Here is a 19,997-nt window from a genome sequence, read left to right as displayed (position 1 = left end):
CCTGGTTTTTATATTGGAGAAAATTCAGTCATGCGTTCTAATGCGTGAGCAAGTGATGCTGCCGTGCGAAATTCATTAAAAGGAAGCCCGAGCTGTACAGCGGTTTGGGCAATTTCTGGTCTGATTCCTGAAATGGTTGTCTCTACTCCAATTAACCGAAGTGATGTGACAAGATCAAAAATTTGCTGAGCCACCATTGTATCAATAATGACAACGCCCGATAAATCAATACATAAATGCTGCACACCTTTTTGTGAGCACTGTTTCAGCGTATTTTCTAAAATAATCTTTGCTCTCGCTGTATCAATATCACCTACTAACGGCAATAACGCAATATGGCTTTTTAAAACAATGACAGGTGAACTTAGCTCGTAAATCATGTCTCTTTGTGCCACGAGCTTCTTCGTTGTATTTTTCACGTATTGCTGAATGAACACATGAATTGAAATATTAAATGCCTCTGAAATTAAATCATACCAATAAAAGATGCGGTCAATATCAATATCATCTTGACGCTGCTTAATAAATTCTTTTAAGTAATGAAGGACCACTCTTTGATTAGACATGTATTCTCTCACAACATAATCTAATGGTGTGTTTAAATGCTTCGGATCACTGGCTAAGTCTTCAGACCACTTCTTAAACTCAGTATGTAAATACGTCTTGTCTTCAATAAGCGCACGTATAAAATGCTGGTAATAATCTTGATTTTGCCGTTTCAGCTCTGATATGATGCTGGAATCTGTTGAACGATAGATTGATTCTGGATCATCATCCTCAATTGAATCATACCAAGTTTCAGTCAGTTTCTCTGCATGTTGCATGAAATAGTCGTATAATGCACGGTTCTTATCCATAAGCATATATCCCTTCACATTCTGTCATTGAATTGTATCTTATAGGTCAATTGTACACTGAATCTTTTGTCCCTGCGAACTCCAATACGCTCTAGCGAACAAAAAAGACACCTACTCATAGGCGCCTCTCTTTTAGTTTTATTTCACAATAAATAATATTCTTTTCCCATCAGGATACCCACTCATCTGGTGTCCGACCCAGGAGCCTGCTCCCCTATTGTCAGACGGGCTGACATATTGAACACTCGCCCCTTTTCCTCCTTCAAGACAAACGGCCATTGGCCACTCATCTCGGTCGAATCCTGGTTTAGTCGGAATGCCTTTTAAAGATTCTTGCCTGCGGGCATCTGCTCCATTTCGGTCTATCGTACACACATCTGAATGCCCTTTTCGAATGGCTTCTTGAATATGACTGCCTGTTTCAGGATACCGTTCCTTTGGAAATTGAATGACATGATCATATCGTTCCGCGCCTTTTGCTGCATGTTCCTCCCCAAAACCACCTAACAGCGTGCCCATCCATATCACAAAGCACAAAGCAACAGCAGCCATCCAGCCTCTTCTCATCTTCAAAAGTATGAGACCTCCTCATTTTTCTAGAGCAGAATCTTGACTTAAAGGGAATGTGTCATTTTAATGTATGAGTCGTTCACGAATGACATGTGAAAAAAATGAAGAGGCTGAGAGGTCAATGGATCTTTCAAGCACATAAAGATAGACACTTATTTCCACATAAAAAAGCTTGTCCCCTATGAAGGAAACAAGCTTTAGCCCCTAGCTATTATTGTGCTTTTGCATAGTTGATAAATTCAACAAAGGCTGCTGTCGCTTTTGGACCGCCATTAATCGTTCCGTTTGAATAACCTGCGTTATGAACCCCAACGATTTGCTGATTTTGATCTAGCATCGCTGAGCCTGAATTTCCGCTAAATGTATCAATCGTATAGTATGCGAGATTCGTATCTTCTCTTGTCACAGGACCTGACATCTCCCATTGCGAGATCTTGCCAGTCGATCTCATTTTATCACCTGGATATCCAGAAATTTTAATCGTTGTCCCAGTTAAGTTTGTCACCTGACGGATGGAACGGTAACCGACTGTATTGCCAATGTTCGTATCTGTTTTGATTACAGCAAAATCATATTGGCTCGCACCTGTATTGATATATCCGCTTGGCACATAGAATTCCGTCATTTTTGCTGAGCCATTCACTGCTGTGCTATCGTTCATGCCTGGATACACCGATCCTTTTGCACTATAACTTCTTGATGCTGTATTGTACACACAGTGTCCGTTTGTCAAAATTTTGTTAGGGGCAATAAGTGTCCCCGTGCAGCTTGAGCCGCCAAATGTAATATAAGCAATTGAATTGTATGGTGCCACTCTTGTGTTTGCTACTTTTGTTCTACCATCATCTCCAATGACGACTTTCGTTTGAAAGTCTTTTAAATATTTTGATAGTGGTTTTACTTTTTCGCCAACAGTAGAAGATAGATCATCCACTTTGTCAAAGGATGAGGGGGATTTCGAATCATTGTGGAAATCACTTGAAGAGATCACCTTTCCATCAGAAGTCACCATGTCATAATCAGACGTTAGTACTGAATCCGATGCTGCATGGGCAAAACCAGGCACACTTAAAGCACCAAAAATGAGTAGAGAAGGGAGTAACATTTTCACCTTTTTCATCATATTCCTCCTTTATGTCCTATATCAAAAATCATACGATTGTTTCATATTGGAGTAAATGAGAGAATATTCTTATTTTTTCAAAATATTTCATTATTAAATTAGGTGTTTTGAATCTTTCCAACTTTCATTCTATCGATCTCACCTTTCTTGATGAAAAGGAAAAACCGCCTAATTGGCGGCCTTTCCTCTTGTTAGCTCCATACATCTTTTACATATCTATTATTATTCGCAAGGGTTGTTAGCCAATTTTCAGCGTCTTCCTTCGAGCATTGTTTCTCGTGTTGATAGAGGTCGATCAATGTAGCCTCTACATCTGGTGCCATGACTTTTCCGTCCCCGCACACGTAAAGATACGCACCTTCATCGAGTAATTTGATGAGCATATCGCCGTCTTCTTTTAACAAGTGCTGGACATATACTTTTTGGTCTTTGTGACGAGAATAAGCCCGGCGGATGTGAACAACTTCTTTTTGCGCTGCAAGCTGCATTTCCTCAAAATACAGATCATCTTCATGAGGGTGACGGCAGCCAAAATACAGGTGAGCTTCGCCTAGTCGCTTGCCTTCCTTCTGCCGCACTTCTCTTGCCTGAACAAATCCTCTAAATGGAGCGATTCCTGTACCCGGTCCGATCATGATCATCGGTGTTTCGGATGAAGGCGGCAGCTGGAATCCTGCCTGCGCTTCGTGAAGGAAGCAAGCGACTTCTTCTCCTTTTTGTAGATCACATAAATAGTTCGATGCGACTCCTGCATATTCACCGCGGCCGCTCCACGCTTTCCCTTTCACAACCGCCACTGTGATACTGACTCTTTTCTCATCGACCTTTGGTGAGCTAGAAATAGAATAATAGCGCGGCTTCAAACCTGGTAAAAGTGCTAAAAAGTGCGCAAATGGCATTTCACACGCTTCATATTGATCTAGTAAGTCAAGCATGGTGACTCGTTTCTTTAAAATAGCTTCTTGATATGCTCCACCAGCCATTTGCTCAAGCTCCACGCGGTGAGGAGGACAAACTGTATACGCGGCGAGCTCTCTTAGCTGCGTACGTGTTGCCGGTTCTTGAAGCTCAACATGTGACGCAAGTAATTCTCTTATTTGAATGGGCTGACCTAAAGGTAAGTGATTTGCTTCTTTCTCAGAAGAAAGCTTGATGTGCTGCTTAGGATCTAGATTGAAGCGATCAATCACCCGCTGAACGAGTACATCACGATTTTTCGGAACAATTCCGATATGATCCCCTTCTTTGTATTTTTTCCCTTCAGGTAGTCGCAACTCTATATGTCTTGTTTTCCGCTCACTTTTTTCAGATTGTAATTCTTCATTTTTCAGTACAACAGCTGAAAAGGCATCATATGTTTTCGCTACAGGACGTTCTACTAGCTCATTTGTATAAGCTACTGATAGTTTTGGGTTTTCCTTACCTTTCTCTTGGAAGATGAGCTTAAATTCTTTTGCTAACTGCTCGAAGACTGTTTTCTGAAATGTTTCTTTATCCTCATCCATATCTCCGCCTGCGTCACCTTCTCCTAAATCAGCTACACGCTTTGCCCCTTTACTTTCAAGTGCTTCATCAATGAGACGAGGAATACGCTGGTACGTACTTGCCCAATTTCGATCCCCGCATCCAAACACAGCAAATGTCACGTTTGTTAAATCCTTCTCTTTATCCTGCGTGACCCAATCCACAAATGTTTTCGCATGGTCAGGCGGATGTCCATTGTATGAAGCGGTCACGATAAGAACTGCACCTTTTTCTGGTAATTTGCGTGCATAGTCATCAAGCGGAGCCGTGGTCACATCAAACCCTTTTGCTTTTCCGTCTTCAGCCAATTCGTTTGCGATTTGCTGCGCTGTACCAAGATTTGATCCATATAAAACAAGTAGTGGTGTACCATGACTCTTCACTTTAGACCCTTCATTGGTGGTGCTTTTTTTTGTTTCTTCTTTCGGTGGTGCCATAAAGAGTTGCTGCTTCCTTGGCCGCACTTTGATTTTAAAATCGTTTGGCTTAATCGTTAAAGATTCTTTTAAATTAAGTTCGTATGATGTGTGATCAATCAATTCCATGTTGTGCAAGACCATTGCCAGTACCATAGTGGCTTCATGAAGAGCAAATTGCATACCAATACATGCACGCTGTCCATTCCCAAAAGGCTTGTAGGCATGCTGCGGGATTTTTTCAGGGTGCAGAAAACGCTCTGGTTTAAATTCTTCCGCATCCTCTCCCCATACCGCTTGATCACGGTGTAATTTAGGGAGCAGAACGGAAACACTTTGGTTCTTTTTAACCGAGTATTTCCCTCCGATAATTGTGTCCTCTTTCGCATAAAGAGAGAACGTAGGCGCTGTTGGCCAGAGGCGAAGGGCTTCATTTAAAACCATACGAGTGTAAGTTAGTTTCTGTACCTGCTTAAATGTTGGCAGTTCGCCTTGCAGCACATCATCTGCTTCTTGGACGGCTTTCTTTAATTTTTCTGGATTCTTTAATAAGAAATAAATCGCAAAGGATAGCAGCCCGCTTGTTGTTTCGTGCCCAGCTATTAAGAAGGTAATGATTTGATAGCGAATATTTTCATCTGACAGGCGCTCACCTGTTTCAGGGTCCTTTGCATGAAGCATGAGAGACAGTAAATCATTGCCCGTTTTATCTTGTTTTCTCCGTTCTTGAATAATGTCGTCTACTAATGTCTTCATAAAATCTACATTTTCTTCAAATTTTTTTCTTCTTTTGATCATTAATTTTTCTGCAACCGGCAACCTACTTGCTTGTTCCATCGCTTCGTTTAACCCGTTCAGCATGCTTTCGATGAAAGGATGCTGATTTTCTTTATAAAAGCTGTTAAACCTGAAGTCAAAACCACAAAGTCCAATCGTATCTAAAGTGAGCTTTGTCATATCCTCTGCTACTTCAATTTCTTCATCACGGCCTGTTCTTTGCCATTTTTGTACAAGCTGTGTGGCAATATCGAGCATCATCTCATGGTACCCCTTCATAGCCTGCTGACTAAACGCCGGCATCAAGATGTGATGAGCCTTTCTCCAGTTCGGTTCTTCTGTCCAGCTTGTAAATAACCCATCCCCTGAAAATGTTCTTACTTTATTCAGACTGCTCCCGATGAATTTATCAAAACGGCTCTCATCAAATACTTCTTTGGCAAGTTCATGGCTGGAAACAAAAATACTTGTTGCTTTTGAAAATTCAAATTGAAAGATCGGTCCTAATTCGTCTGCCAGCCGCCAAAAGGTTTGAGAAAGCTCTCCCTTTTTGATATGAGGAATATTTTTAAAAGGTCCGTATGTTTTTGGTTTTGGAATGATTGATGTTTGTTGCATGGTCCCGCTCCCTTTCATTCATTAAGATGCAACGCTGATAGCGCGCCATAAACTTTGCTCAATGTCCTCTAGAAATTCAATCGTTGGCTCTATTCCGTCTGCAAGAATTTGTTTATGCAGCTGTACAAAGGCACCAAATACAATCGATAAAATGGTTCTACCTGAGAGATTTGGATGAATCCCATCCCTTTTTCCTTCTTCAAAGATCAGGAATAGCTCATGTAACAAATGCTGCATTTTCTCTTTGCTCGTCTCGTCTAAGTAATGGGATCGTCTATCAATTTCTAAGAAATATAGCCCGCTTGGATTCTCCTTTGTAAATAAAACGAGGCAATAGAATACATGCTTAAAGTACGCACGAATACTTGCCTTTGGATCTGGACTGTTTGTGTTCATTTTTTCGATAAAAGCAGAAAGGCTACGCTGATACAAAATATTGACGAGTGCCTCTTTACTGTCGAAATAACGGTAAATGGTTCCTGCTCCGACGTTTGCTCTTTTTGATATCATCGGCATCGTGGTGCCATCAAATCCCCGTTCAATAAATAAGTCTAGTGAAGCCTTCATGATCTGTTCTTGTTTATCAGTCACTGCTGGCACTACATCCCCTCCTCATTGATAGGAATGAACATTCATTCCGCTTGCTGTATATTATATTAATATTTTAATTTCTTCTATATATACTTAAACATACTTATTTTTCTTCGTCATCACATTTTCTGAAAATAATAATAATTAAGAAATGATGCCTAGTCTGTCAGCACCCAAAGGACTTAGAAATATTGACAGATATGTGTCATGCAGGTGACTTCAGCACTATACCATCATTCTTGATCAATCGGAGAGTGAATGTGGTCGTCATATGTATCAATATATAAACTGCCATTACTTGAGCGGACTGCGTATACAATGTCCTTTAAGGAGAGCTGCCTTTTCTTAAGCTCTTCATCTATCCATTCCACAGTTAATTGATTTTCTTGAACGTTTTTCAAAATGAGCTTTCCGTCCATGATCACTTCGATCGGCATGTAGCCCTCTGCCTTCAAATACAATTAAAGATCCTTTCGAGTGACATTTTGAAATGAAGGATATTTTTTCACTGACATATGTACATATGTCCATCTGTTTCAATCATAGCAAATTCAACTTCGCTAATATCAAAAATGTCTTTTTCTCTCAGCTGCTGATTTAAATAATCAAGGGTATACCTCATTCCCTTGAGCAATGGTTTGCTTTCCAAGAAGACGTGCTCCGCCAAATAAAATCGCAAAAGCAAACATCGTCCGTAAAATGACTTCAATATGGTCAGGCATGTCAGGGCCACCCCTTTCATTTGCAACAAAAAAAGCCTTTTCCTTAGAAAAGACTCCTTTTTAGACTATGCATTTATTCCATCTTTATTCAACTGGGCAGCATCGCTTTGCTCAAATTGTGAGCGCAACTCGATAATGGAGCTATTTCTCACAGCATGGGCATCTTGCTCAAGAAGCCACGTATAAAATCTAGCTTGCTCTGCTGTTTGCAATGCTTGGATATATTTTTGCGTGGAACGCTTCTCTGCAACGCGCTGCTTGATCGCGCGCATCTGCTTCCAGAATTGATAATAAGGAAGTTTGAGCTTGGTCATAAAGCCGCGATGATCCTCAATGACATATCCCTCTTCTTTAATCGAATCGTCATGAGAAACGGCCTGATACCATTTATAAAAAGACGTCCAATCTTGGAACACAGCCACTTCCTGCTTGCTGGATATTCCAAGCTGTTCGCTTACTCTTTGCACTTCAGTAAATGGTGCCTTTTCATAGCTTAGCTGACGCTTCACAATATCAAGTAAAATGAGTTGATCACGATCATATGTGATAATATGTGGGTCTTTCTTTGGCAAAATGACTTCAAACACAAGAGATACATTGTGTTCACGTACGTATGATTTGATGTAGTCGACCTGCACGTCTCCGAATGTCTGATAGAATAACTCTTCCACCCAAGAAGCATGCTGATTTTGCTTCACATGAGATGTATACGATTTAGACGTAAACACCAATTCATCTTCCATTTCGTTATACCCAACCGTCCCTAAATATCCATTTGCTTTATCATAGACGGTAACAGGAAATTGAAGGTGGTTCACTAAATGATGCATTTTTGTCTCAGGACGCTCATCAATGTTAAAAAATTTGTTGTAGCTTCTTGAAACAATCTGTTTTGACACCATATTGACAAACAAGCCTCTTGCCTTTACATTCACATCATCCCACTTCCGCTCACTAAACGCTTTTTTCGTAAAATTAAAAGATGAAATATGATGCGGAAGCTTTAATTCCTGTACATATTCATGCTGATCTAAGTGAGCTAAAAAGTCGTCCAGTGAAATATCTGGTTGAATGGCAGCCGATGTCTTTTTCTCAGAAGCTCTATAGACTGGGTTGTCAATTTCATGAGTCTCAATCCCGTCAGCTGTGATTTTCAACACCCTAAGATGTCCCCCAAATTCAATCTGACCTTCTAGATTATAAGACCTTTCCGCTGCTTGAATAGGTAGCCTATATAAATTGCGATGCCCGTGAATTTGAATAACATCTAATCCAGCGGTATTTTGAACAAACAAGTGATCAATGTCATCTGAATATTCACCTACACCGTGGATGAGCTGCTGTGTTGAGACATGTAAAAGCTCTTCTGGCAAATGAGCAAGACCTCCGTGGGTAACAAGAAATGTCTTGCCATGGTACGTAAAATAAGTAAGCTGATGAAATGTTCTGACAAACTTCCGTACTTCTTTTAAATCAAACTCTGCTGCTTCAATTTCAGGTGCAGTATGCCTGTTGAACATATTGCTTCTTACTTTTTCACCATGTGCAAACCGGTATAAATGCTGATCATGATTACCCTCAATCACAATGACATTCCGGCATTCTCTATGTGCGAGCATCCATTCTAATACTTCCTTGTTTTCTATTCCTCTATCAAGCAAATCACCTGCAAAGATATAAAGTTCATTTTCTTTAATGTCTCCTTGCAAATAGGTGGTCAGAGCGGTATGACAGCCGTGAATATCTCCAAAGACATGAATGGCCTCATATTGATCGAAGGATCGAGGCTGATAGGTCATCACTTGCGAATATTCCTCAGGCTGCAAGACCGTCACCCATGATGGGACCTTTTCTGTTTTTAACCGCTCGTTCATTTGATATAAAACAGACTCCCGTACAACTTTGTGAGCTTCACGTGAGCGATTTTGCAGGAGAGCTGTTTCAAGCGGCACCTGCGTGAAGTCGATGACGTACACCCTGTAACGATACGATGTGGCCAGCGATTTATATTGAGATATCGATTTGCTTGAAATATGCGTGGCATCGACCACAGTAAAGTCTCCGCGTTCCATACGTGCTGTAAGAAATTCAAATAATAAAGACCAGACTTTGTGGTCATGTTTGCTTGAAATTTCTGGTTTCCCATTGACAGATAACTGAGGCGGCTGGGTCAAAAGACGGATTTGATCCGCTGATAACGTGTAAGGCTCTAAGCCTTGGGCTTTGATCCAAGTTGATTTCCCTACGCCTGGGAGACCTCGTAAAAGGACTAAAGTTCTCATATTGGTTCTCCTTTAATAAGTGATATTTTACCTATTATAGATAAATAATGGATAAATCTCAATCTTTTATTGATTATGGTAATATATAGATATAAAGGGAGGTTTTACGTATGTCTAACGGAGAGAATATGGCATTTAACATAGGTGATCTTCTATTTCAAGTGTTCTCTCTTCTATTCATTGCTACGATCGTGACGATCATTGTCATCGCTTTTCGAATGATCAGAAGAAAACGAATGGAATTGAAGAAGGTTGAGGAAAGATTGAACAAAGTGATTGAAAAAAACGATTTAAAAGAGTAAAAAATCCGGGATTTAACCGGATTTTTTTTGTTTCATCACAAATCCATGCCGCTGCTGCATCAAAAAGAAAAAAACGCCTAAAAGGACAAGAAAACCGCCACACATTTGGAGCAGTGTGACTTTTTCTCCAAGTAGCCATACAGCAAGAATCGTGGCTCCAACAGGCTCGCCAAGGATACTCATTGAAATGGTTGTGGCATTGACATAGGTTAAAAGCCAATTATTAATGACATGAGACATAGTAGGAATGATCGCAAGTAATAAAAAGATCCCCCACTCTTTACCGGGATAACCTGTAAAAGGAGTTTGCTGAATCAAATTGAATAAAATTAAAAAAAGACCGGCAAATCCAAACACACAAAAACTATAAATCCAATGAGATATCTTTCTGACAGCCTGTTGACCTATTAATAAATAACAAACAACTGCGATCACACTTAAAAAGGATAAAATGTCTCCTAGGATGGCTTCCTGGCTATGACCTATGTCTCCCCACCCAATCATAAGTGCACCAACTATCGCGGCACACATCGTCAAAAGTGCGGGCAGCGTCGTTCGTTCACGGAAAATGAGAAAGCCGCCTAATAAAGAGACCATCGGCTGAAGAGCGATGATAATAGTAGAGCTTGCCACAGTCGTCAGCTTTAGTGAGCCAAACCACAACACAAAATGGAGTCCTAAAAAGAAGCCTGACATACATAAGAAAAACCAGTCTCTTCGCTGAATCGAGAGAAATTCTTTTTTTCTTAGCAGAATAAACGGCAACATAAAAACCGCGGCAAAGATCATTCGATACATGCTTAAAATAGCAGCAGGTGCATTTGACCATTTCACAATAATCGCGGAAAACGAAATGGCAATAATTGAAATCACAAGCGGTAGAGCAATTGATTTCTTTTGAGCAGTAGACTTCATGTCCATAAGCAGCAGCTTCCTTTACATCAGCAGTAGATGAGAAGTTCATCTTGTATGTCGTCATCTTACTATGTCAAATCCGCTAGAGGCAAGATGATTTTTAAACTTATGTAAGCTTTTTTGCATGAAAAAAGGCTTTCATCTCGAAAGCCCTATTCATCATCTATCAATAGATAAACCGCCCGAACGGGACCATGAACCCCTACTACCAAATTCATCTCAATATCCGCAGAGTTACTCGGACCTGATATGAAATGAATCGCACCTTTCGCCTGCTCTCCTTCTTCTACCAAGCGATTGAGAGTCGAAACAGCTTGAATCATCCGCGGAACCACCGTGCTTTTTTCAATACACACGATATACATCATCGGTAAAAAATGCAGTGCTCTTCCTTGGCCCTGATGGGATGAAAGGACGATCGTCCCTGATTCTGCTAAAGTGTAATCACTAAATACAACCGAATACGCCGCTTGTTCTGCTAGCCTGATATTTTCTTCCCTTGATGCCTCAGCATTCCAGCTTGTGACTGCGAATCCTTCGTGCTGCAAGCTGTCAAACATCGGATAAAATCCATACTGTTCAAAACGATGATCGCTCGATGTCATCACAGAACCCTCTCCATACTCTGTCATCAATGATCGTAGTGCAGAGGGCGCTTCCTCTGGGGTTGTTTCGATCACTCTTGTGTGAATTCGTTGACATTGCATCTTCAATTGCTCGACTAGCTCTTCTTTAGACAAAAGTCCGTTTGTTTCCCACTGAACTTGATGCTTCCAAGCCGGACGCTGAATAGAGGCAGACGAGGATGAATCTTTCCCTAATTGCTGACGGATATGAGTTAAAAACGATTCTCGGTGAGAAATGGTTCCCTTCATCACTGCTCCTCCTTCTGTCTCTTTTTAAACCAATCCCTGAATCTTTCTTTACTTGGAGCTGGCAGGTCACGAATATCTGTCCAATCCTTTAAAGGACCTATACCTTTTGAAATCTGTCCGTTTGAAGCCATACGATTCATCAATAGAGGGGCTGCTTTTGTTCCAAATTGATACATTCCGGGAGTCGATGCGCCCATTCCGAACATTTTCATCGCCATCATTTCAGCTTTAGGCGCTCTCCCCTCTTTTTCAACGATGACTTGTCGATGTTTTATTAATAACTCGTGAAGCGGGATCTTTACTGGGCAAGCATCTGTACAGGCTGCGCAAAGGCTTGATGCAAAGGGAAGCTCTTGATAGTCATCATAGCCGCCAAGAAGCGGTGATAAAACAGCACCAATTGGTCCCGGGTAAATCGATCCGTATGAATGTCCGCCCACATGCCGGTAAACTGGGCACACATTGATGCAGGCTGCGCACCGGATACATTGGAGAACAGGCTGAAAGGCAGTACCTAATATATTGGACCGCCCATTGTCCACAATGACCAAGTGAAATTCTTCTGGTCCATCGACTTCTTCTTCTCCTTTTGGTCCGACGACAGAAATGTAACTCGTTAATTTCTGACCGACTGCACTTCTGCACAAAAGACCAACGAGGACATCTAGTTCCTCCATCGTTGGAACCATCCGTTCCATGCCCATAACGGCGATATGTGTCTTCGGGATAGCTGTGACAAGATCCGCATTCCCTTCATTTGTCACAAGGCAAATGGAACCTGTATTGGCGACAGCAAAATTACAGCCGGTGACACCCATATCTGCTTCGAGGAACTTTTCACGTAATACAGCTCTCACAAAACTCGTCATATCTTCAGGTGTCTCTGACATCTCATATCCGAGCTTTTCGTGAAAGACTTCTCGTATTTGTTCTTTTGTCATGTGAAGAGCAGGTGCCACAATATGTGAAGGGGGTTCATGATCATCTACTTGCAAAATATACTCGCCAAGGTCACTTTCCACCACCTCACAGCCGATCTCTTCAAGGGCTTGATTCATTTCAATTTCTTCTGTGACCATTGATTTTGATTTAACGATCTTTTTGGCCTCTTTTTTCTGTGCCACATGTTGAATATACGCTGATGCCTCTTCTTTTGTTTTTGCAAAAAAGACATGTCCTCCGCGTGCACTAACGCTTTCACTTAATTGGTATAAGTAGTCGTCGAGATGCGCCAGCGTATGTTGCCTGATTTCCTCGCCAAGTTCTCGCCACTTTTCCCAGTTACCAAGCTCTTCGCTCGCAGATAGCCGCCTTTCATACAGGCGTTCCTGCGCTGAGGAGACTGCTCCTCTCATAACTGTATCTTCTAATCCTTCCCCGATTCGTTCTTTAAAGGCCTTCGCTCCAATTTTCATACTCATGTGCCGTTCCCCCTCTTAAACTCAGCGGCTATTTAACACCTCTGCGATATGCATCACTTGAATGGGTTTATCAAGACGATTCAGTCTCCCGCCAATATTGAGAAGGCAGCCGCAGTCGGCACCAATGATGTATTGAGCGCCTGTCTCCTCTATGCTTTGGACTTTTTCATCGACCATTTGCTCAGAAATAGGTGTCATTTTTACTGAAAAGGTCCCTCCAAATCCGCAGCAATTTTCTGCGCGCGGCAATGATGTCATCGACAAATCTTTGACATTTGACAACAGTGTGAAAGGGGCTTCCTTAATTCGCAGCAGCCTCGTCATATGACAGGATGTGTGATAGGTTGCGTTGCCTTTCAGGCTCGCGCCTACATCTGTGACGTGTAATATATCAACAATAAACTCGGTTAATTCATATGTTTTTTCAGCAAGTGCTTCAGCTTGTGTTGACCACACTGGGTCTTCTTTTAAAAGTTGAGGATATTCTAAAAACATCGCCTTACAAGAACCTGACGGCGTCACGACATATTCAGCTGTTTCAAAGGCTTTGATCATGTTTTTTGCTGCTTTAATGGTTTCTTTTGTATAGCCGCTGTTAAAGGCTGGCTGTCCGCAGCACACTTGTGATTCTGGAAATTCCACTTCAACACCGAGTCTTTCCAACACTTCCACTGTCGCCTTTCCTACATTTGGCTGCATCGTGTCAATTAAACAAGTAACGAATAAATGGACTTTCATCGGCGAACTTCCCTTCTTTGCTGCAATTTGATTCATCAATTTGGTCCTCTGATGACGAAATAACAAGTCTTATTTTCATTTTAATCCCAAATTTCTGAAATTTCAACGAAGTGATTTGTCTAATTTTGGACAAAAAAACGCCCTTTTAATTGGGCGTTTTTGATGTTTATTTTGAAATCATTTCACCAATTTTTTCTTTAATAGGTGTTAAGGGTCTGGCTAATAAGGTTTCGAAATCATGGCTTTCAACGGCTAATGCACCATCGCGAATCCCGCTTTGAATGGCTTTGACAAATGGCACCGCTTCTTTTGGTACACCATTAGAAGCTAAAAATTCTCCAAATGTGTCGACATCAATTTGCTCCACCTTGATCTCTTTTCCGCTCACTTCACTAACAATGTGAGCAAGTTCAGTATGCGTCCGAAGAGGTCCTGACAGTTCATATGTCTCCTTGTCATGTTCAGAAAGTGTTAACGCATTTGCGGCCGCTTCTGCGTAGTCATTTCTTGTTGCCCAACCAACCTTGCCATCACCAATCGGACTTAAAAATGGTGCGCCACTCACGGCTGCTAGTATCGTATCTTTTTCATTTTCTACATACCAGTTGTTTCTTAGAAACACATGAGGAATGCCGGAGGCCACAATAGCTTCTTCAGTTTTTGCGTGGTCATGTGCAAGGACAAGCTGACTCTCTCTTGCATTCACAACGCTTGTATATGCAATAAAGGATACACCAGCTGCTTTCGCCGCTTGGATGGCAGCCGTATGCTGCTCGACGCGGTCTCCATCCGCTGTTGAAATGATCAGAAGGCGGTCAATGCCTTGAAAGGCTGCCTTAAGGGTGTCTGGCTGAGTAAAGTCTCCTTGGCGTACATCTACCCCAGTTTCCTTTAAATGTGCTGCTTTTTGCGGATCTCGAACACTCACCGCAATTTGTTCAGCTGGTACCTTTTTAAGTAAATGCTGGACAACGAGCGATCCGAGCTGCCCTGTTGCGCCTGTTACTAATAACTTCATAATGTTTGACCTCCTCATTTTTTGTTCAACGGTGATGTGTATTCGTTATAATCAAAATGATTACAACAAAGGTGTAAAAAAAGCTCTAATGTACGAGCTTTTTATTCCGTCTCTGTCAACAATTGCTGGATTGTCACTTGTTTGAGGTGATTTTCAAGCGCTGCTTGAGCTTCTTTTAGTTCACTTCTCAGTCTTGTATCCATCGCTTGACCAATTGGACATGCGATGACTGGCTGATGAAAGTTAAACAATTCTTCATCCTCGCTTACATCGACAGCACGGTACACATCTAATAGCGTGATTTCCTCTGCCGGCCTTTTTAAGTAAGCACCGCCTACTCCGCGTCGTATCTCAATAAGACCCGCCCGTTTGAGCATTGCCATCATTTTTCGAACAATGGCTGGATTTGAATTCACACTTTCTGCAATAAAATCTCCTGTACACTCTTTTGGTACACCTGCAATAAATGACATAATATGAACAGCAATCGGATACCTACTGCTAATTTGTTTCACAATCTTTCACCACCGTTGTAATCAATATAGTTACAATAAGTGATTTTGTCAATCAATATACGGATTTTTCTTTCGATCCCAGTCTTCATATGTCATGATATCGTAGTCTTCTTCTGTATCAAGCTCAAGCGGCGCAATGCATTCAAGCAGATTTCCATCTGGGTCAAGAAAATAGATCGCTGCATGAAATTGCGGCGGATTATCAAGTACTAAAGGCTGTTCCTCTTCTGAAAAGCCAAACATTGGGTGAACACCGATGCCTTTTCCAACTAGCCAAGCCTTGATTTGTTCGATACTAGACGTTGTAATTTGAAAAGCAACGTGCCGGGTCGAAGGATGGTATGGGAAGTCATTGATATCTACTTTCCACAAGCCAAGCCAGCTCTTTCCTTTTTCAATCCATAAAAAAGCAACTCGTTCATTTTCGTGAGCAAGTGTCAATTCCAATTTTTCATAAAACGCAATCGACGCCTTCAAGTCACTCACAGGTAAATGGGCTTCATACAAACCTTTTATCATCATCAAAACCACTCCTTTTCTACCTTCTATTCTGCGGGGTTTGAAAAAATTCCACCTCAGTAAAACGATGTATTTTATCCCCTTCATTGGTTTGAGAAAAATGATATGTTTGATCCATTACAGATGGGGGAAGGTGTTCAAATAAAAGAAAGGAGCGTTTTATGTGCCTTGGACGATGAATGATTATCCGGCTTCATTTCAATCGTTAGACCGCATTATTCGAAAAAAAGCACTTGAGATTGCTAATAAAATGATACAGGAAGGCTATGACGAAAGTAGAGCCATTCCAATTGCAATCAGTCAAGCGAAAGAATGGAAAAAGAACGCAACGGAGAAAGAGATCGAGGATTTCACAGCTCATGGTTCTGTGACGCCATCTAAAGACAGCAGCTCCGCAAGACCAGAACTTATGGATCATGCGCAGCATGTCGTCAAACACGAAGAAGGCTGGGCGGTTCAAACAGAGAAAGCAAAACGAGCAAGTGAGATCAAAGAAACGAAACAAGAAGCAATCAACCGGGCAAAGGAGATTGCCTCTAATAAAGGGACTTCCGTTGTTATCCATAGCAAAGATGGGAACATTCAAGACGTGTTAAAACCGCAATAAGACCGCCCATGAGCGGTCTTTTCTTATGCATTCTTTTCTTTTTTGGCTGGTGTTTTTCTTTTTTTAGGCGCTGCCTTTTTCGCTTTGGCTGGTTTTGATCGATCGATTGAAGCCTGAAGAGCTGCCATTAAATCCGTCACATTGGATGCCGGATCTTTTTTGCCTGTCGTTTCTGGCTGAACGGTATGTTCTCCAGATATTTTATCTCCGATTAAATTCATCAGCTGTTCTCTGTATTCATCCTGATAGGCTGCTGGATCAAAAGTTGTGGTTAATTGTTCGATTAAAAGAAGAGCTGTATCTAACTCCTTTTTCACAATGTTTTCTTCTTGGGGGATATTCGGTACATCTGATACTTGTCTAATTTCATCTGGAAAATGAATGGTTTCCATCAGCAAAATATGTTCATAGCACCTAACGATCGCTAATTGCTCCTTTGAGCGGATCATAATCTTTGCCACACCAATTTTCCCCGATTCCTCTAAAGCTTTTCTTAATAATGAATATGCTTTCGCACCGCCGGTATCTGGTGATAAAAAATAACTTCTTTCATAATAGATTGGATCAATCTCCTCTATCTTCACAAAATCAATGATTTCAACGGCTTTTTCTTCATTTTCTTTTCGCAGTTTTTCAAGCTCTTCCTCGTCTAATTCAATGAATTTGTTTTTTGCATACTCGTACGCTTTTACAATTTGTTCTGGTGCCACCTCTTCCCCGCAGTTGGCACAAACCTTTTTATAATTAATGGGCGTGTGACACTCTTTATGCAGCTGTCTTAATTTAATATCTTTGTTCTCTGTAGCGGTAAACAGCTTCACTGGAATATTGACTAGCCCAAAGCTAATGCCGCCTTTCCAAACCGTATGCATCGCGTCGCCTCCGTTCTTTTCTCCTTACTATGCAATGTTTTCGTCAGACTTATGTATGCGAATGAAAATTTCATCCCACTCTAAGAACACATCATATGAGGAAGTGACATGCACAAATGAAACCTATGCGATTAACGGCTGCACATGATGTTCCTACCGGTGCAGACTGGGTGTATGAATTAAAATATGACGGCTTTCGAGTCATTCTGACGTGGGATCAAAACGAAATTCATTTAGAAAGCAGAGCCGGAAAACGATTAAACGAACAGTTTCCCGAGGTGATTGAACAGTGCGAACAATTAAGGGATCATTTTGCTCCTTTATTACCATTGACGTTTGATGGAGAATTGGTCTTTTTGCTGGATGAACAACAAAGCGACTTTGCGAGGGTTCAGCAAAGGGGCAGGCTGAAAAACAAAGAGGCGATTAAGCTGCAGGCTGAGCGGTTTCCATGTCATTTGATCGCATTTGATTTATTAAGATGCAAAGGGAAATCTCTCATTGATTTGCCGTTGATGGAAAGGAAAACACAATTACAGCAAGTTTTCAAAGCAGCTAAACTCCCGCCATCTGTTCAGCTTGAGCACCCTTCCCTTCTTCAACTCATTCATACAGACACAAATTCTGAACATATAACAAAACTGATGACGACCTATCTTGCAGAAGGACTTGTTGCGAAAAAGAGGACGAGTAAATGGCACGACAATACCCGGTCAAAAGAATGGCTCAAAGTCAAAAACTGGCGATATGTTTCTGTCATTGTGACTCGTTTTGATAAAGAAAATGGCTACTTTCAGGGCTGTATTTATCAAGATCATCATCTCACTGAGGTTGTCCAATTCAAGCATGGATTTTCTAAAGAAGAAGAACAAACGCTACGTACGCTCTTTCAGACAAAAGGCAAGCAAATAGGAGCATCAGCATATGAAATCCCACCTTCTATCGTCGCGAGTATTGCTTGTATCTCCTTTGATGGGTCCGCTTTAAGAGAGCCGCGTTTTTCTTCCTTTTTACTGGATACTGATCCAGCGACGTGTACGTTTCAGCAAATGTTCAAACAGCTATATCCGCTCCCTGCTGTGATTGACATCACTCATCCTGAAAAACCAATTGTGCCGGCTCTTCATCTGAATAAGGCAGATTACTTACTTTATTTGAGACAAGCTGCTCCTTATCTCTTGCCCTTTTTACGTGAAAGACGGCTGACTTTAATTCGGTTTCCTCATGGCACCGGAGATGAATTTTTTTATCAAAAGTCGACACCTGATTATGCGCCAGATTATGTGTTGACCGATCAAGCTGATGATATTGCTTACACAGTTTGTAATGATCCTCAGACGCTTCTTTGGCTCGGCAATCAGTTGGCAATGGAATTTCACATTCCTTTTGAAACAAGGGATACGAACCGGCCGGCCGAAATCGTCTTTGATTTAGACCCACCGTCTGTTAACGAGTTCCATCTAGCCATAGAAGCTGCCAAGCGAATCAAAACGCTTTTAGACGGTCTTTTTCTCACAGCCTTTATTAAAACAAGCGGTGGTAAAGGACTGCAAGTTTATATTCCATTAAAGAAAAATGCCTTCACATACGAAGAAACGAGAACATTTACCGGGTTTATATGTCAATTTTTATGTGAACAAGCACCTGAGTTATTTACTTTGGAACGTCTTAAGAAAAAACGTGGCAATCGCTTGTATTTAGACTATATTCAGCACGATGCTGGAAAAACAATCATTGCGCCCTATTCACCGAGAGGAAATGAGCTTGGACTTGTAGCGACACCGCTTGAATGGGACGAACTCCATCAAGATGGACTTCACCCTTCTTTGTTTACCATGCCATCTGTGATAGAGCGTCTAAAGGAAAAAGGCGATCCATTCCGCCGCATGAGGCACCTTGTAAATGATGACACGTTCAGACAAGTTTTGCATCGGCTTGAGGACATGATCCCAGCACATAAGATGGACATACGCGGTCATTAAGCGTTACACTTATTCATTAGAGAGTAAGAAAGGGATGACCATTTTGACCGCACATTCATTTCGAAATATCGCACTTATTTTCTTGTGCCTATCAGCAGGTATTGTGGATGTGATTGGCTATTTGAGCTTAGGGCATGTGTTTACAGCCAATATGACAGGTAATATCGTGCTGCTTGGCATTGCAGCAGGAAGCTCCTTGCAGCTTACGGCCCTTCATTCCATCACCGCACTAAGTGGATTTGTTTTAGGGGTTTTACTAGCTGTTGTGATAGGCGGAAAGCATGAGAAAACGTTTTGGCCAAAAGCCGTTACACGTATCTTTATCATAGAGGTCATGATACTACTTCTATTTGCTCTCATGACCATTTTCCCTTATACACAAGGTGCTTATTTTATGCTGATTATCCTTTTAAGTATGGCCATGGGCCTGCAGACAGCGGCCGCCCGCAAATTAAATGTGGCTGGCATTTCCACAACGGTTCTAACAAGTACACTCGCTAACCTATTTGAGGATTTGGCTCAGCGCATTTCACATCGGGAAAAAAGAAAAGCTCCCATTGAGCTTGTCAGTTTCATGCGAATAGGCTCTATTGTCTTTTACTGCTTAGGTGCTGCTTTAGCGGCATACACAGATGCATTCGACCCGTTTATCATCATTTGGCTGCCAATCTCTATCCTTGGCATCATTGTGATAACTGCTTCAATTAAGCACTTTCATCAATTGAAATAGCCAATCATTAGATGGCTATTTCA

18 protein-coding genes and 1 pseudogene are annotated in these 19,997 nt (G+C 41.4%); 4 read left to right on the top strand and 15 right to left on the bottom strand.

The annotated features are described in order from the left end of the window. Nucleotides 1-8: 8 nt before the first annotated feature. The 7 genes and pseudogenes from MKX52_RS08470 to MKX52_RS08440 form a co-directional block, all read right to left on the bottom strand. On the bottom strand, nt 9-857 hold the full coding sequence (locus MKX52_RS08470; protein WP_012010093.1) for an STAS domain-containing protein: 849 nt from the start codon (nt 855-857) through the stop codon (nt 9-11). Nucleotides 858-995: 138 nt separating this feature from the next. Next, the gene (locus tag MKX52_RS08465) at nt 996-1,376 is read right to left on the bottom strand and encodes a NucA/NucB deoxyribonuclease domain-containing protein (protein ID WP_224925450.1); all 381 of its coding nucleotides are present in this window, start codon (nt 1,374-1,376) and stop codon (nt 996-998) included. A gap of 262 nt (nt 1,377-1,638) precedes the next feature. After that, a complete protein-coding gene (locus tag MKX52_RS08460; protein WP_342491794.1) occupies nt 1,639-2,547 on the bottom strand; it encodes a trypsin-like serine protease in 909 nt (302 codons plus the stop codon). Nucleotides 2,548-2,741: 194 nt separating this feature from the next. Beyond that, nucleotides 2,742-5,885: a bifunctional cytochrome P450/NADPH--P450 reductase gene (locus MKX52_RS08455; RefSeq protein WP_342491793.1), complete on the bottom strand. Its 3,144-nt coding sequence runs from the start codon at nt 5,883-5,885 to the stop codon at nt 2,742-2,744. Nucleotides 5,886-5,906: 21 nt separating this feature from the next. Beyond that, on the bottom strand, nt 5,907-6,485 hold the full coding sequence (locus MKX52_RS08450; protein ID WP_012010089.1) for a TetR/AcrR family transcriptional regulator: 579 nt from the start codon (nt 6,483-6,485) through the stop codon (nt 5,907-5,909). Between the two features lie 224 nt (nt 6,486-6,709). Next, a pseudogene (locus MKX52_RS08445) lies at nt 6,710-7,198 on the bottom strand (DUF421 domain-containing protein). A gap of 65 nt (nt 7,199-7,263) precedes the next feature. After that, nucleotides 7,264-9,480, bottom strand: a complete 2,217-nt coding sequence (locus MKX52_RS08440; protein WP_342491792.1) for an RNA ligase — start codon at nt 9,478-9,480, stop codon at nt 7,264-7,266. A gap of 110 nt (nt 9,481-9,590) precedes the next feature. Here MKX52_RS08440 and MKX52_RS08435 point away from each other — a divergent pair, with 110 nt between their 5' ends. Then, a complete protein-coding gene (locus MKX52_RS08435; RefSeq protein WP_088002860.1) occupies nt 9,591-9,782 on the top strand; it encodes a hypothetical protein in 192 nt (63 codons plus the stop codon). A 12-nt stretch (nt 9,783-9,794) separates the two neighbouring features. Here the strand turns inward: MKX52_RS08435 and MKX52_RS08430 are convergent, their stop codons facing one another. The 7 genes from MKX52_RS08430 to MKX52_RS08400 form a co-directional block, all read right to left on the bottom strand. After that, entirely contained in the window at nt 9,795-10,703 is a 909-nt protein-coding gene (locus MKX52_RS08430; protein ID WP_144471142.1) for a DMT family transporter, read from the bottom strand. A 146-nt stretch (nt 10,704-10,849) separates the two neighbouring features. Continuing rightward, nucleotides 10,850-11,572, bottom strand: coding sequence for a lactate utilization protein C (locus MKX52_RS08425; RefSeq protein WP_342491791.1), 723 nt, complete (start codon nt 11,570-11,572; stop codon nt 10,850-10,852). Then, nucleotides 11,572-12,993: a LutB/LldF family L-lactate oxidation iron-sulfur protein gene (locus tag MKX52_RS08420; protein ID WP_342491790.1), complete on the bottom strand. Its 1,422-nt coding sequence runs from the start codon at nt 12,991-12,993 to the stop codon at nt 11,572-11,574. Before MKX52_RS08420 ends, MKX52_RS08425 begins: the two co-directional genes overlap by 1 nt. A 21-nt stretch (nt 12,994-13,014) precedes the next feature. Then, complete coding sequence (locus MKX52_RS08415) at nt 13,015-13,731, bottom strand: (Fe-S)-binding protein (RefSeq protein WP_342491880.1); 717 nt, start codon at nt 13,729-13,731, stop codon at nt 13,015-13,017. A 166-nt stretch (nt 13,732-13,897) separates the two neighbouring features. Then, a complete protein-coding gene (locus MKX52_RS08410) occupies nt 13,898-14,749 on the bottom strand; it encodes an SDR family oxidoreductase (protein WP_342491789.1) in 852 nt (283 codons plus the stop codon). Nucleotides 14,750-14,850: 101 nt separating this feature from the next. After that, entirely contained in the window at nt 14,851-15,264 is a 414-nt protein-coding gene (locus tag MKX52_RS08405; protein WP_151021193.1) for an Rrf2 family transcriptional regulator, read from the bottom strand. 48 nt (nt 15,265-15,312) lie between these two features. Then, nucleotides 15,313-15,786 (bottom strand): VOC family protein, encoded by a 474-nt coding sequence (locus MKX52_RS08400; protein WP_144471152.1) that lies wholly within the window; start codon nt 15,784-15,786, stop codon nt 15,313-15,315. A gap of 160 nt (nt 15,787-15,946) precedes the next feature. Here MKX52_RS08400 and MKX52_RS08395 point away from each other — a divergent pair, with 160 nt between their 5' ends. Continuing rightward, nucleotides 15,947-16,390, top strand: a complete 444-nt coding sequence (locus tag MKX52_RS08395) for a DUF2188 domain-containing protein (protein ID WP_342491788.1) — start codon at nt 15,947-15,949, stop codon at nt 16,388-16,390. 23 nt (nt 16,391-16,413) lie between these two features. Here MKX52_RS08395 and MKX52_RS08390 read toward each other — a convergent pair whose 3' ends face one another. Further along, on the bottom strand, nt 16,414-17,262 hold the full coding sequence (locus MKX52_RS08390; protein ID WP_012010078.1) for a Ku protein: 849 nt from the start codon (nt 17,260-17,262) through the stop codon (nt 16,414-16,416). A 116-nt stretch (nt 17,263-17,378) separates the two neighbouring features. On the opposite strand from MKX52_RS08390, the gene MKX52_RS08385 reads away from it, so the two are divergent. After that, a complete protein-coding gene (locus MKX52_RS08385; protein ID WP_342491787.1) occupies nt 17,379-19,244 on the top strand; it encodes a DNA ligase D in 1,866 nt (621 codons plus the stop codon). A 34-nt stretch (nt 19,245-19,278) separates the two neighbouring features. Then, complete coding sequence (locus MKX52_RS08380; protein ID WP_151021187.1) at nt 19,279-19,974, top strand: YoaK family protein; 696 nt, start codon at nt 19,279-19,281, stop codon at nt 19,972-19,974. The last annotated feature ends 23 nt before the right edge of the window (nt 19,975-19,997 follow it).

The sequence above is a fragment of the Bacillus sp. FSL R5-0422 genome, from assembly GCF_038610765.1.
Taxonomy (GTDB): Bacteria; Bacillota; Bacilli; order Bacillales; family Bacillaceae; genus Bacillus; species Bacillus pumilus_O.
The sequence above is the reverse complement of the archived record's forward strand: the minus strand, read 5'-3'. Positions and strand labels throughout refer to the sequence as shown.

What these genes read in the sequence shown, in the direction of transcription:
- MKX52_RS08470 (WP_012010093.1), bottom strand. Translation starts at nt 857, where the DNA reads ATGGATAAGAACCGTGCATTATACGACTATTTCATGCAACATGCAGAG.
- MKX52_RS08465 (WP_224925450.1), bottom strand. Translation starts at nt 1,376, where the DNA reads ATGGGCACGCTGTTAGGTGGTTTTGGGGAGGAACATGCAGCAAAAGGC.
- MKX52_RS08460 (WP_342491794.1), bottom strand. Translation starts at nt 2,547, where the DNA reads ATGAAAAAGGTGAAAATGTTACTCCCTTCTCTACTCATTTTTGGTGCT.
- MKX52_RS08455 (WP_342491793.1), bottom strand. Translation starts at nt 5,885, where the DNA reads ATGCAACAAACATCAATCATTCCAAAACCAAAAACATACGGACCTTTT.
- MKX52_RS08440 (WP_342491792.1), bottom strand. Translation starts at nt 9,480, where the DNA reads ATGAGAACTTTAGTCCTTTTACGAGGTCTCCCAGGCGTAGGGAAATCA.
- MKX52_RS08435 (WP_088002860.1), top strand. Translation starts at nt 9,591, where the DNA reads ATGTCTAACGGAGAGAATATGGCATTTAACATAGGTGATCTTCTATTT.
- MKX52_RS08430 (WP_144471142.1), bottom strand. Translation starts at nt 10,703, where the DNA reads ATGGACATGAAGTCTACTGCTCAAAAGAAATCAATTGCTCTACCGCTT.
- MKX52_RS08425 (WP_342491791.1), bottom strand. Translation starts at nt 11,572, where the DNA reads ATGAAGGGAACCATTTCTCACCGAGAATCGTTTTTAACTCATATCCGT.
- MKX52_RS08420 (WP_342491790.1), bottom strand. Translation starts at nt 12,993, where the DNA reads ATGAGTATGAAAATTGGAGCGAAGGCCTTTAAAGAACGAATCGGGGAA.
- MKX52_RS08415 (WP_342491880.1), bottom strand. Translation starts at nt 13,731, where the DNA reads ATGAAAGTCCATTTATTCGTTACTTGTTTAATTGACACGATGCAGCCA.
- MKX52_RS08410 (WP_342491789.1), bottom strand. Translation starts at nt 14,749, where the DNA reads ATGAAGTTATTAGTAACAGGCGCAACAGGGCAGCTCGGATCGCTCGTT.
- MKX52_RS08400 (WP_144471152.1), bottom strand. Translation starts at nt 15,786, where the DNA reads ATGATGATAAAAGGTTTGTATGAAGCCCATTTACCTGTGAGTGACTTG.
- MKX52_RS08390 (WP_012010078.1), bottom strand. Translation starts at nt 17,262, where the DNA reads ATGCATACGGTTTGGAAAGGCGGCATTAGCTTTGGGCTAGTCAATATT.
- MKX52_RS08385 (WP_342491787.1), top strand. Translation starts at nt 17,379, where the DNA reads ATGAAACCTATGCGATTAACGGCTGCACATGATGTTCCTACCGGTGCA.
- MKX52_RS08380 (WP_151021187.1), top strand. Translation starts at nt 19,279, where the DNA reads ATGACCATTTTGACCGCACATTCATTTCGAAATATCGCACTTATTTTC.